The following is a 13346-nucleotide window of genomic DNA, read 5'->3' as shown; positions in this document are numbered from 1 at the left end:
TTAAAATGTATTCACACCGTAAACTGTGGTGTATTTAAAACTTAGCTTCTGTTCCGGATAAACGTATTTGAACGCGCTCTGAGCCATTAAGGCTGCCTCATGAAAGCCGCAAAGAATCAATTTAAGTTTTCCCGGATAAGTATTGATATCGCCAATAGCATATATTCCCTCAATATTAGTTGAGTAATCAAGCGTATTTACGCTAATAGCGGATTTATCGATCTGCAGACCCCAGTCGGCAATAGGTCCTAACCTGGGCGTTAAACCGAACAGGGGAACCAGGTAGTCTGCTTCAACGGTTTGTATCAGTTTGTTCTTATCCAAAACTTGCACTTTCTGAAGCCGGCCGTTTCCCTGAATTGCGGTGACATTCGACTGCAGTAAGAGATTTATTTTACCCTGACCGGCTAAGTGAGCAACTTTTTCGGCTGAGTCGGGGGCTCCCCGGAAGGTGTCTCCCCTGTGTACCAGGGTTACCTGTTCAGCTAGCTCGGATAAATAGATAGTCCAGTCGAGAGCCGAATCACCTCCGCCCGCTATCACCACTTTTTTATCTCTGAACAGCCCGGGATCCTTTACCATATAAGTTACGCCCTTTCCTTCATAAGTTTCGAGATTATCAATTGGAGGTTTGCGGGGTTCAAAACAGCCCAAACCACCCGCTATCACCACAACCTTTGATCTTACAACAGTGTCCTCGTTTGTGCTGACAATATAGCTTCCGTCGTCAAGTTTTTCCAGGCCGGTAACCCTTTCTCCGAGGGAGAACCCGGGCTTAAAAGGTTCAATCTGTTCCATTAAACCGTCTACCAGTTGCTGCGCATTTATTACCGGAAAGCCCGGGATATCATAGATAGGTTTTTGAGGATATATTTCGGAAAGCTGCCCGCCCACCTGTTGGAGGACATCAATCAAATGACATCTCATTTTTAGGAGACCGGCTTCAAACACAGCGAATAAACCTACAGGCCCTGCGCCGATAATGCAAATGTCAGTTGTTATTTGTGCCATACTTTTGTTTATATTTACTACAAATGTTGGCACAAACGGACGTTAAGTCAAATGACCAATTGTAATCCCGAATAACTTTAAGTTATGCTAAGAAGCCATAGTTCAAAGCAGACTGAAGCTTGTTAAGCAAACTGTTAACAGCAAGGCAAGTGTCCTGGAGTTTGGTCTGGCCAGTGCTACCGCTTTGAGTATCCGGCAAACGCTAGTCCCTCTTTGCGCCGTTCCAGACAAGAAGATGGTCAACCGCTTTAACACCGATGTATAAGATCTTCCAGAGGGATGTGTGATCATTGTAACCGTTTTTTTGCGGGCCTTCAACATTAACCTGCTGGACGAACGGGTAGAGTATAATAACCGGGAATGGAGCCCGCTGAGATCATTATATTTCCGCAGTTGAGCAGTTGTGGGAGATATATGGTAAGCCGCAAAAACTCGTGCCGGTGCCAAAAGTACCTGGTTCCCGCGCTCAGAGGGTGGGGCCAAAAGGCAGGATCAAGTTAAAGCAACCGTCTTAACGGTCTAAGCGCTTCTTTCTTCATCACTTAACCTTTCTTCTTCTGACAGCGATCAGGAAAAGAATAGCGGCAGCGGCTAGCAGGACTATAACTACTTTCATGTTCAGTTCCTGTAACGCCGGGTTATGCCAGAACCTCGACGGCTTCTGAAGAGCTGATGCTATAATATTGCAGGGAATCGTATAAAGCCTGACATGCTATATAGTCTTCTTTAGCTTCAAGTGCCTTTAAAGTTTTCTCAACCATTGCAATTCTGCCATTTTTTATATCTGTATCTGCACCTATTCTAAAAACAATGTAATGTTTTGACTGCCGTACATCTTTTTCAGCTTCTATCCTCATCATCAGCTTTTGTTTATTGATTGGTTATACGGAGATCAAAAACAAAGGGTTGCTAAAATTTATAATTTTTAGAAAGTCGAATTCCCGGCACAACCTGGATACGCAGGCTCTAGTTTATCGGATAACCTGTAGTTCAGCCGGACTAACAGGCCGGCCATACTTCAGACAACCACACCTGACTGATTAACTTTCATTTCACAGGCGGAACCAACAGAAAATGTGACGTTTACACAATTTTACAAACTGCGTGCAAATTCTTCAGTGACTTTTCGAACTAGCTTTCGATAGGTAATTTAGTTGAAATTTACCAATGACCTTAAAGCTATGCTCTTCAACTCCTTACACTTTTTAATCTTCTTTATCATTATCACCACCACCTATTTTTTGTCGCCGCATGGGCATAGGTGGAAAATCCTGTTACTAAGCAGTTGTTATTTCTACATGACCTTTGTACCCCTTTATATATTGATACTGGGATTCACAATTGTTATAGATTATTTTGCCGGTATTCTCATTGAAAGATCCACTGGAAAGCGAAGAAAGAATTACTTGATATTGAGTATTGCAGCAAATGTGGGAGTTCTGGCAGTATTTAAGTACTATAACTTCATCGCGGATAACCTTTCTTTCTTACTTGGCAGTGCAGGCTTCCAGGAATCTGTACCATATCTATCAATTCTTCTTCCAATCGGGCTCTCTTTCCACACGTTTCAGGCCATGAGCTATACTATAGAGGTCTATCGCGGAAATCAAAAAGCAGAAAGGCACTTCGGTATCTATTCCTTATACGTAATGTTTTATCCGCAACTGGTTGCCGGACCAATTGAAAGACCACAAAACGTTCTTCATCAATTTCGTGAAAAGCACTCATTTAACTATGATAATGTAGTGGCCGGACTACGATTAATGCTTTGGGGATTTTTTAAAAAGGTCTTTATCGCAGACAGACTTGCTGTTTATGTAGATAGTGTTTATAATAATTCGGATAAGCATAGTGCAGTGTCACTGATTGTAGCAAGCGTGTTCTTTGCAATACAAATTTATTGTGATTTTTCGGGGTATTCAGACATCGCCCTGGGCACGGCAAGAGTAATGGGCTATAAGCTAATGTTGAATTTCAGGCGGCCTTACCTCGCCCGGTCAATAAAGGATTTTTGGTCTCGCTGGCACATTTCCCTGTCCACCTGGTTTAAAGATTATTTATACATCCCGCTAGGGGGGAACAGGGTAGCTTTCAACAGGATGTATCTAAATATCTTCATAGTATTTATGATCAGTGGATTGTGGCATGGAGCTAACTGGACATTCATTGTTTGGGGAGCCTTACATGGAGTCTATCAAATTGCCGGTATTAACTTCGACCGTCTAATGCAGCGATTTCCCAACCTGAAATTTACAGGATTTCTACCTTCAGCCTTTCAAACTTTATTGACCTTCGCTTTTGTAGCATTTGCATGGGTATTTTTCAGGGCAAGTTCGGTAAATGAAGCTTTCACTATCGTTCATAGCATATTTACCTGGAAAGCAGGTGACCTTTTTATCGGTTCAACTTCAAATATGCTATATGCGCTATTAGGTATTAGTGCCCTTTTTGTAACGGAAATCGCTGAGGAGTTTTATCCTGGGTCATTTACTTTACTTAACAACAGGTATAAATTAGTAAGACACCTCACGTATGCAGGCCTGATCATTTTGATTTTGCTGTTCGGCGTATTAAGTTCTTCTCAATTTATCTACTTCCAATTCTAATCTTATGAAAAAAACATTCCTCAATGCTGGCAAAAGTACTCTGTTGTTTTTATTGATTTTGTTTAGCGCCGATCGTGCGATCGGATATTATCTTGAAAAGATTTATTTTAAATTACAAAATGGAGAATTCTATCAAACGATTCATGCTCTAACGAAAGCGAAAGAAGACATTTTAATATTCGGAAGCTCCCGGGCCATGCATCATTACAAGTCACATATTATAGAAGAACACTTTCAGGTACCAACCTACAACCTCGGCAGAAGCGGAAAAAACATACTATATTCTTATGCGGTCTTTTCCCAGTTGCTCAGTACTTATAAACCTAAAGTCGTAATTCTTGATGTACAACCTTCAGAGTTCTCATGGAAGGCGGGACGGGAAGGCGAAGACGCAATGATCGATGCACTTTTACCATTTAAAGACTTCCCGGAAATTAACAAGAATATTTCAAAAATAAGGAAGAGTGAAATTCTTCTATCCAATTTGTTCAAAACTTATCCCTACAACACAGATGTTGCAGAAATCCTTGGCTATCACTATGGGTTTATTAACGACGAAAGCAATAATGGATATATAGCGCTAAAAGGAAACAAGATTTCAAAAAAAGTCAAAAGAATAGAAAAAAGTGAACAAGTCAGCAACGATCCGGAGCTAATAAGGGTTTTTAGGGGATTTATATCTCTTGCGAAGGCTAACAAAGTGGAACTGTATGTAGTGATCTCACCAACTACGCGAAGATTAAATGCCGGATCCATACATCTTATTAAAAAAATAACCCAGGAGGCTAAAATCCCATTATTCAATTACTCAGAGCTTCCAGAGTTTAACGATTATACGTTATTTTACGACGGAACGCATCTCAATGATCAAGGAGCAACCGAATTTACTAATGAAATAGTTAATAAACTAAGTCATTTGAAGTTATTCTCCGAAAAATTTTCAGCAAAACCAATCTCCGATTCGTTGGGCGTTAAATTATAGCACTTTAACGGATTCTGAGACTCCTTTTCATTACTAAACCCCTAGAGCCGCTGCCAGAGAATAGTATAAGACTAAGCACACGCGGCACGCGTGCGCTAGCATATGCCAGCAGGGTAACATAAAGCTAGCGCACACGTGCCTCGTGTGCTCAATGGGACCGGCTCTAGGGCCTACCTTACCTGATCTTACTTGATAAATTAACCCAGTAAGGTGCGTGCTTTTTTCAGAGCTGCATCAAGTCCGGCAGCATCTTTTCCACCTGCAGTGGCGTAAAATGGCTGACCGCCGCCGCCGCCTTTTATTTCTTTAGCAAGCTCTCTCACAATGTTACCCGCATGGAAACCTTTTTGATCAACTATACTCTCAGAGATCATTACAGTCAGACCTGGTTTACCCTCTGTTTCGGTGGCAATAACAAGGAATAAATTCTCAACAATGTCTTTAAGATTGTAAGCAAGGTTTTTTACCGCATCAGCACTCGCGAGATCCACACGCTCTGCAATGAAGTTGATTCCGTTTATTTGCTCAGCCTTTGCTGCTAACTCATGTTTCAGGTTGGCCGCTTTTTCGTAAACGCTTTTTTCGATCTCTTTTTTCAGCCTTGAATTTTCTTCCAGCAAGGTTTCGAGCGATTTTGTAAGGTCCCTTGGATTTTTCATTAAGCTCCTGATTTCGCTGATCAACCTGTTTTGCTCGTTGATATATGCTTCGGCGGCCTCGCCTGTAATGGCTTCAATACGGCGAACTCCGGCCGCTACTGCACCTTCGGAGATTATCTTGAAATAACCGATCTGTCCTGTGGATTTTACGTGTGTTCCTCCGCAAAGCTCCATTGAAAACTCGGGATCAAATGTAATCACCCTTACTACGTCGCCGTATTTTTCACCGAAAAGCGCAGTTACGCCCCGATTGATTGCTTCCTGATAAGGGACTGCCCGCTCCTCTTTCTTCGTTATGTTTTCACGGATCCGACGGTTCACTATGGTCTCAATACGGGCTATTTCTTCTTCGGTAACCTTTGCGAAGTGAGAGAAGTCGAAACGCAGGTAATCTGAATTTACCAGAGAGCCCTTTTGCTGTACATGATTGCCGATAACTTCTCTCAGTGCCGCTTGCAGTAAATGTGTAGCCGAGTGGTTATTCTCCGTCTGGACACGCTTGTGCAGGTCGATTGAACTTGTGAGAGGCTGCGAAAGATCCAATCCTTCCGGGATCTCATCCACAAAATGTACGATCAGTGCATTTTCTTTTTTAGTATCTGTAACGATAAGGACTTCAGGATTTGAGCCAGAGGTTTTTAATGTCCCGGTATCCCCTACCTGCCCCCCGCTTTCTGCATAAAAAGGAGTTTTGTCGAGAACGATCTGGAATTGTTCCTTTCCTTTAGCGCTGATCTTACGATATTTCAATACCCGCGATTCTGTTTCGGAGACATCATATCCGAGGAATTCATTTTCATCACCTTCGTTAACAATCACCCAGTCGCTGGTATCAATGGCGGTAGCAGCTCTTGAGCGACTTTTTTGCTGTTCAAGTGCCTGGTTAAAGCCCTCCATATCCACTGCAAGTCCTTTTTCACGGGCCATCAGCTCTGTCAGATCTATCGGAAAGCCGAAAGTATCGTACAGTTCAAACGCAAAGTCGCCAACTACATCTGTATTTTCGGTAGCGTATTTTTCAAAGCGCTGGATACCAGTAGCCAGTGTTCTTAAAAAAGACACCTCTTCTTCAAGGATCACTTTTTGCACGAAATCCTGCTGGGCTTTAAGTTCGGGGAATACGCCATCAAACTGGTCTGCAAGAACAGGCACTAGTTTATTGAAGAAAGGCTCTTTGAAGCCTAAAAAGGTGTAAGAGTACCGAACAGCGCGACGTAGAATCCTGCGGATAACATATCCTGCTTTATTATTTGAAGGTAGCTGGCCATCGGCTATCGCGAACGCGATGGCACGGATATGATCGGCCATAACACGCATTGCAATATCGGTTTTACTGTCACTCTCACCCAGGTTGTAAGCTATTCCGCTTTGTTGTGAAATAAACTGGATTAAAGGCTGGAAAGTATCAGTATCATAATTAGATGATTTCTGCTGTAGTACGCGAACCAAACGCTCAAGTCCCATCCCCGTATCCACATGCTGCGCTGGCAGCGGCTGCAGGGAACCGTTTTTAAGGCGGTTAAACTGCATAAATACGTTGTTCCAGATTTCAATCACTTGGGGATGGTCGTTGTTAACCAGGGCACTTCCGTCAACCGTCGCTCTTTCCTCATCGGAGCGGCAATCTACATGGATCTCTGAGCAAGGTCCGCAGGGGCCTGTGTCTCCCATTTCCCAAAAATTGTCTTTTTTATTTCCTAAAAGGATACGATCTTCCGCGATCCATTGCTTCCAGAAGTCAAAAGCTTCCTGATCTTTAGGCAAGCCTTCTTTCTCGTCGCCCTGAAAGACGGTCACATATAACCTGTCTTTAGGAATACCATATACGCTGGTTAGCAGCTCCCAGCTCCACTCGATAGCTTCTTTTTTGAAATAGTCACCAAAGCTCCAGTTTCCGAGCATTTCGAACATGGTATGGTGATAGGTGTCGATGCCTACTTCCTCCAGATCATTATGTTTACCGGATACACGCAAACAACGTTGAGTATCGGCCACCCTTGAATACTTCACAGGAGCTTCACCCAGGAAGATTTCTTTGAAGGGGTTCATCCCTGCGTTAATAAACATTAATGTAGGATCATTTTTAACCACAATAGGTGCGGATGGGACGATCTGATGACCTTTACTTGCAAAAAAATCTAAAAAAGCTTTCCGTATCTCTTTCGTTGTCATTTTCAATATTTGGGAATGCAAAGTTAGCAGGAGATTTGAACTTTTTACTTTGAAATTTACTTTGCCCCTTCCCCGTCCTCTCAAACTTAAACTTTCGACTCTTTGCTTTCAATCAACTGCTCTTAGCTTAAAACTTGCAACTTATAAATCCAATAATAACTATCTTTGTCTATGCCTTATAAAGAACGTGAAATAAATAAACTTTACTACACCATGGGTGAAGTGACGGAGATGTTCGATGTCAATGCATCGCAGATACGTTTTTATGAGCGTGAATTTGATATCCTGCAGCCAAAAAAGAACAAAAAGGGTAACCGGCTTTTCTCGCCAGACGATGTGGAGAACCTGAAGATCATTTTCCACCTGGTGAAAGATAAGGGCTACACATTGCAGGGAGCAAAAGATTACCTGAAAAGCAACAAATCGGAAGTAAAAGAAAACCAAAAGGTAATTGATTCGTTGGAACGCCTTAAACAGTTCTTGCTGGAAGTACGCGAACAGCTGTAATATTAAAGCACCTCAATTCATACTACGTGAAGGTATTGTTTGTAATCAATCCGAAATCGGGAAAACGTGATCCGGGTAACCTGGAAGCTACTATCTCTGAAGAATCGAGAAAACAAGGATTTGAATTTTTGATATACCGGCTGCATCGTGAGGGTGATGAAGAGAATATCTTAGCCGAGATTGAAGAATATTCGCCTGAAATTGTTGCTGTTGCAGGTGGCGACGGCACTGTAAATTTCCTGGCGAGACTTTTGAAAAACACGGGCATCGCACTGCTCATTATTCCGCTGGGTTCGGCTAATGGGATGGCGAAGGAACTGGGTATTGGTAATAAGATAGATCTGGCGCTGAGTCTGATATCAAACGGCGTTCGCAGAGCCATCGATGTGCTGACAATAAACGGCGAAATCTGCGTTCACCTTGCGGATGTAGGTTTAAACGCCCGGGTAGTGAAACGTTTCGACCAGGACCCGAAACGCGGAATATGGACCTACACCCGCCACTTGTTCAATGAAATCTTCCTGATTAAAAAATATCGTTTTTATATCCGCCAGGATGGAATTGACATTGTACGGAAAGCTGTGTCGCTTACATTCGCCAATGCTTCTAAATATGGTACCGGAGCTGTGATAAATCCCACAGGGAAAGTTGACGATGGTAAATTTGAGCTGGTGATCATTAAGCCCTTTCCCCGTATAAAGCTGCTCTCTATTGCACTGAAGATGTTTCTGGGCACTCTGCAGACATCAGAATATGTTGAAGTGATCAGTTGCAACCGTGCTAAGATCAGAACAGCAAAAAGCACCACCCTACAGGTCGATGGGGAGGTAATTGGTAAAACAAAGGAGATTGAAGTGGATATTATACCGCGTTCGCTGGTAGTTTTAGTACCCCAAAATCTGTAACCAGCTCACCCTCCCGTTCAGATAATTAAATTGTTAATTTTTTAAAAACTCTTTCAATTTTAAACAGTTAGAATTTTAGACTGGCATTCAATTGAGGCACCCTTATGGAATAACATCTACCTGAACAATTTATTCTATGATGACAATTAAGAATAAAACTCCCGAGACCCGGGTGTTAATGGATCTTAAAAGAAATTGGCTGGACTTTTGTATAAAAAGTTTACAGCGAAAGACAATTAATAATGTCCAATTATTTAATTAATTAATCAATATCTATGGGAAAAGACAGAAACGGGACCTATATTCCTCCCAAGGGCCGCCCGACCGGCTCGCCGAAAGAGACTGCAGGATTAAGAGATGCTTTTGCAGTTAATGATCTCGATAAAGACAATGAACTTGCAGACAAATACATGGATGCCCCGGATCAGCCAGCGGCAAACGTATATGTGAGACATAGCAATCGCCATACGAATAAAGGAGAAGATCATAGTGAGGACAATTAAATTCAAGAAATATGGAGATAATCACCAAAGAAGAATATACCGAGCTTGGCAGTTACCAGGCAAATAATTGTATCAGTATCTATATTCCAACTCATAGTTCGGGCCTGGCTGTTAACGAACGGTACGATCAGATCGTTTTCAAAAACAACCTGCAAAAAGCCAAAACCACCCTGATTGCAAAAGGGGTGGAACTAAGGGAAATCGAAGCTATCCTGGCTCCTGCCTTTGAACTACTTAATGATGAAGAATTTTGGAATAAGCAGTCGCAAGGTCTGGCTGTCTTTATGGCCAAAGGCTTTTTCAAATATTTCCAGGTGTCCCTGGAGGTTAAGGAAGAGTTATTGGTAAACAGCACTTTCCTTCTGACCCAATTGATGCCGCTGCTTGAACGAAGGCACCGTTTTTACATGCTTGTTTTCAGTAAAAACAGCTGTAAGTTCTATGAAGCCGACCAGTTTGAGATGAAGAAACTGGAAGTAGAGGGTTTGCCATACGGAATTAACGATGTTATTCATTTCGAAGAAAAAGACAAGAGGCAAACTCACCGAAGAGCCGGTGCCGGTGCCGGAGAGCGGGCTGTAGTAGGTGCCAGTTTTCATGGACATGGCAGCGGTCTTGCTGACGAAGAGGAATACTTGCTTCAGTATCTGAGAGAGGTAGACCAAACCCTCTGGACAGAAGTATTGCACAACCAGCATGTACCGCTTGTTTTGGCTGCTGTAGATTACGAGATCGCTGCATATAAGCAAATTTCAAATTATAAACATATTTCCGAAGTTTGCCTGCAGGGTAATTACGATCATGAAGACAGGCATAGCCTTTATCTAAAGGTAAGAGAAAAGTTGACGCCTTACTTTAAAGAATATTCAAAAACGGCGTTAAAAAACTTTTACGACAATTCTGCTAATGGCTTGTCTTCAACAATGCCCACCGAGGTTGTTCCTGCTGCTCATTACGCCCAGGTCTCTGATCTGTTTGTAGAGAAAAACAGCCATATTTGGGGCTCTTTTGATCACACAGAGAATAAAATTGTTATAAACGAAAACAAAAAAGACGATGATGAATGCCTTATTAACAAGGCGATTTTAAAAACGATAGTTAACGGAGGCGAAGTTCATATCCTTGAAAGGGAAAAAATGCCTACTGATAGTCCCATTGCAGCTTTTCTGAGGTTTGCGATGTAAGTTTTTTTTAAGCACACGCGGCACGCGAGCGCTAGCATAGCGATCTAAACAAAAGAAGCCCTGCAAAATTGCAGGGCTTCTTTTGATAAACCAGATATTATAAATTATTGAACTGACACTTTCGGAGTGCTAGCTACACTGTAGCTTACTCCCTTATTCGCCAGCGAATTGATGTTGCCTTTGATTACAATATTGCTGAAGGTATTCGTAATATAACCTAACCATGTATTCCCGGCTTTAAAAGCATTTCTCTCAATAGTGATGTTTTTGCTACCAGCTAAAGCCTGAAGTCGGATACAATGTGCGTTGGTATATAAAGTATTGGACACGATATTAATGTCAGATACAGCACGTGTTGCTCCATAGGTTCCTAAGATAATTGCAGAAGAATTTCCTTTCGACAATCGGGTGTCTACTATGTTGTTTGCGATCTTAACATTGTTGAGATTGTAACCGCCACCACCTAACATGATTCCGCAAACATTATCATTTTTGGTTTTAACATTATTGAAGGAGATCACTATACCGGTTCCATCTTCAGCCTTTCCGCCAGAGATTGCAATATTTCCCGCCGTTATCGTATTATAGCTTAAGGTATTGTATGATCCAAAGATCTCTAATCCACTTCTCTGATGCCCTTTTCCACCTTTCATAACGTTGTTGGTAATCTTTGTATTTTTGAAATATCCTGAGATTCCATTACCGCCAAGGTTGTTAGGATCGTTCAACTTATTATCAGAGATAACCGAGTTAACCACGTAAGCATTGGCACATTCGATGGCAAACTGAACGCCATATTTATTATTGAATGTATTTTTGGTGATCTTCACGTTTACGTTATCCTGACTCTGAAGCTGGATAGCAGGCGAGTTTGGGTTTTGTGAGCCCCAGTTTTCAAACACACAGTTAGTAACCACTACATCTTTAGTTCCGCGAAGTTCCAGTGAAGTACGTCCCGCCTCTGCAAATTTACAGCTAATAAAGCTTAGAGGGGTAACCTGGGCAGAATTCAATCCTTTAACCTGAACTGCGCCACCGTCGCGTCCACCTGCAAAGGTTACTTTTTCTGAATATACGTTTTTGACATTTTCACTTACATAAAAGGCCACCAGCTGGGCACCGGTATTTTTAGATTGGTTAGCATTGATTTTAAGATTTTTAAGCTTTATATTACTAACCTTTGATGGCACTTTGAAAACTCTCCTGTTTGCAGCAGATCCACCTGTAAGTATAATCTCAGTAGCATCGCCCTGACCCTCTATAGAGGTATTTGCTGGTAATACTATCTCATCAGATATTAAGAACTTACCTTTAGGAAGCACTAAGGTTTTACTCTTCGCCGCGTAGGCATTTACAAGCTTTTGAAGCTCTGTCCTGTTATCAGTAGTTCCATTGCCCTTCAGGGTCTTAGTTTCGGCCGAAGCTGTAGCTGAAACTACTTCTTCTATTGTAACAGGCTGGCTCGCCGACTGTTCGGCAAGAGGTTCAACTAAAGCGTCTTTTTTACAAGCAAAAGTACTAAGTACTAAAAACACTAATAACATTTTTTGATTCATTTTTCTCATAACTCATTCACACTTAGCATCCTTTACGCAAGAAGGGAAAAGGATGTTACATTTTTTAAAACTTAATTCTAACTCTTTTGTATAGGTCCCCTTACAATTGGGTGACTTTAGAATACTGTGCCAGGTTTTTAAAAACGGAACAAGCTATTGATTTACAACTATTTAAAAATACACTTCAAAATAACAATTCGCAAATGTGTAGAAATTTTCAGCAGTCTGACGAAACAATATCCGGATAAAAAGTATTTGTATGATGAGAAATTATCCGACAGTTTTGTGAATCAGTCGCGAAAAATTTCAAATTTTATTTTTTTCATAAAACAATTCGTAAAGTTATTAATTATACAGTGAGTTGATTCTTTTGATAAAAAAATAGAAAAATATTAACGAAATAAATGAATTTATACAAAAACAACAATTAACAACACAGACAATTTCTACCAAAACGCGAACATACACTTAATTCTATATATGAAACAAAAATTACAATTACCCTTTATAACGGGGCTGATACTTTTTATTACTTCGTGCGGATCTTATAACAGGGTCCCCTACTTTCAGGATGTAAATCAGAAAATTCCCTCTAAGGAGGCTATTGACAATTATACCTCTTTGACTGTTCAGCCTGAGGATATCCTGGGTATTAGCGTGAGCAGCCTTAACCCAGAAGCTTCGTCTATATTTAATTATAACCTTCATACCATCACAGGAACCAATCAAACAACAAATAACAATCCTGTTATAGGTTACCTGGTAGACAGGAAAGGCGAAATTCAGCTGCCGCTAATTGGAAACTATAAAGTTTCCGGCCAAACCACTTCAGAACTACGTGAGAACATCCGAAAAAAGCTACTTACCTATCTTAAGGAGCCTGTAGTAAATATTCGTATCCTCAATTTTAAAGTGTCTGTGATGGGAGATGTGGCCAGGCCAGGAGTTTACCAGGTGCAGAATGAAAGAATTACCATTCCTGAAGCTATCAGCTTGGCTGGCGACCTTAATATAACCGGACTTCGCGACAACGTTATGCTTATACGCGAAACAAATGGTACCAGGGAGTATATTCCTATAGATTTAACTTCAAAAAAACTATTTACCTCACCATATTATTATCTAAGAAGCAATGATGTTATTTATGTGCAGCCCGGAAAAAATAAATATGCAAGTGTAGATAACACTTATCGAAACATCGGCATCCTCTTATCTGCCATATCTATAGTTGTTGTACTATTAACCCGTTAGAAACACAATA

At 41.3% G+C, this 13346-nt stretch carries 11 protein-coding genes; 7 read left to right on the top strand and 4 right to left on the bottom strand.

The window, feature by feature from the left end; all coding sequences use genetic code 11:
* Both J3P37_RS05425 and J3P37_RS05420 read right to left on the bottom strand, forming a co-directional pair.
* Entirely contained in the window at positions 1–1011 is a 1011-nt protein-coding gene (locus tag J3P37_RS05425) for an NAD(P)/FAD-dependent oxidoreductase (protein ID WP_256010022.1), read from the bottom strand.
* A gap of 638 nt (positions 1012–1649) precedes the next feature.
* On the bottom strand, positions 1650–1871 hold the full coding sequence (locus J3P37_RS05420) for a hypothetical protein (RefSeq protein ID WP_256010021.1): 222 nt from the start codon (positions 1869–1871) through the stop codon (positions 1650–1652).
* Positions 1872–2165: 294 nt separating this feature from the next.
* Between J3P37_RS05420 and J3P37_RS05415 the strand changes: the two genes are divergently transcribed.
* Together J3P37_RS05415 and J3P37_RS05410 are read left to right on the top strand one after the other, a co-directional pair.
* Complete coding sequence (locus J3P37_RS05415; RefSeq protein ID WP_256010020.1) at positions 2166–3617, top strand: MBOAT family O-acyltransferase; 1452 nt, start codon at positions 2166–2168, stop codon at positions 3615–3617.
* Positions 3618–3621: 4 nt separating this feature from the next.
* Positions 3622–4599 carry a DUF1574 domain-containing protein gene (locus J3P37_RS05410; RefSeq protein WP_256010018.1) on the top strand — a complete coding sequence of 326 codons (978 nt, stop codon included), beginning with the start codon at positions 3622–3624 and terminating at the stop codon, positions 4597–4599.
* Between the two features lie 197 nt (positions 4600–4796).
* On the opposite strand, the gene alaS is transcribed toward J3P37_RS05410, so the two are convergent.
* Positions 4797–7430 (bottom strand): alanine--tRNA ligase, encoded by a 2634-nt coding sequence (gene alaS / locus J3P37_RS05405; protein ID WP_256010016.1) that lies wholly within the window; start codon positions 7428–7430, stop codon positions 4797–4799.
* A 171-nt stretch (positions 7431–7601) separates the two neighbouring features.
* On the opposite strand from alaS, the gene J3P37_RS05400 reads away from it, so the two are divergent.
* The 4 genes from J3P37_RS05400 to J3P37_RS05385 all read left to right on the top strand — a co-directional run bounded on the left by J3P37_RS05400 (position 7602) and on the right by J3P37_RS05385 (position 10529).
* Complete coding sequence (locus tag J3P37_RS05400) at positions 7602–7937, top strand: MerR family transcriptional regulator (RefSeq protein WP_256010015.1); 336 nt, start codon at positions 7602–7604, stop codon at positions 7935–7937.
* A 26-nt stretch (positions 7938–7963) separates the two neighbouring features.
* A complete protein-coding gene (locus tag J3P37_RS05395; RefSeq protein ID WP_256010014.1) occupies positions 7964–8842 on the top strand; it encodes a diacylglycerol/lipid kinase family protein in 879 nt (292 codons plus the stop codon).
* A gap of 275 nt (positions 8843–9117) precedes the next feature.
* Positions 9118–9345, top strand: coding sequence for a hypothetical protein (locus tag J3P37_RS05390; protein WP_256010013.1), 228 nt, complete (start codon positions 9118–9120; stop codon positions 9343–9345).
* A gap of 11 nt (positions 9346–9356) precedes the next feature.
* Complete coding sequence (locus tag J3P37_RS05385; protein WP_256010012.1) at positions 9357–10529, top strand: baeRF7 domain-containing protein; 1173 nt, start codon at positions 9357–9359, stop codon at positions 10527–10529.
* Between the two features lie 104 nt (positions 10530–10633).
* On the opposite strand, the gene J3P37_RS05380 is transcribed toward J3P37_RS05385, so the two are convergent.
* Complete coding sequence (locus tag J3P37_RS05380; RefSeq protein WP_256010011.1) at positions 10634–12073, bottom strand: right-handed parallel beta-helix repeat-containing protein; 1440 nt, start codon at positions 12071–12073, stop codon at positions 10634–10636.
* Positions 12074–12565: 492 nt separating this feature from the next.
* Between J3P37_RS05380 and J3P37_RS05375 the strand changes: the two genes are divergently transcribed.
* Positions 12566–13336 (top strand): polysaccharide biosynthesis/export family protein, encoded by a 771-nt coding sequence (locus tag J3P37_RS05375; RefSeq protein WP_256010010.1) that lies wholly within the window; start codon positions 12566–12568, stop codon positions 13334–13336.
* The last annotated feature ends 10 nt before the right edge of the window (positions 13337–13346 follow it).

Origin of the sequence: Desertivirga xinjiangensis (genome assembly GCF_024436435.1) — a bacterium.
Lineage (GTDB): Bacteria > Bacteroidota > Bacteroidia > Sphingobacteriales > Sphingobacteriaceae > Desertivirga > Desertivirga xinjiangensis.
Note: the sequence above shows the minus strand (reverse complement) of the source record. Positions and strands in the feature narration are given on the sequence as shown.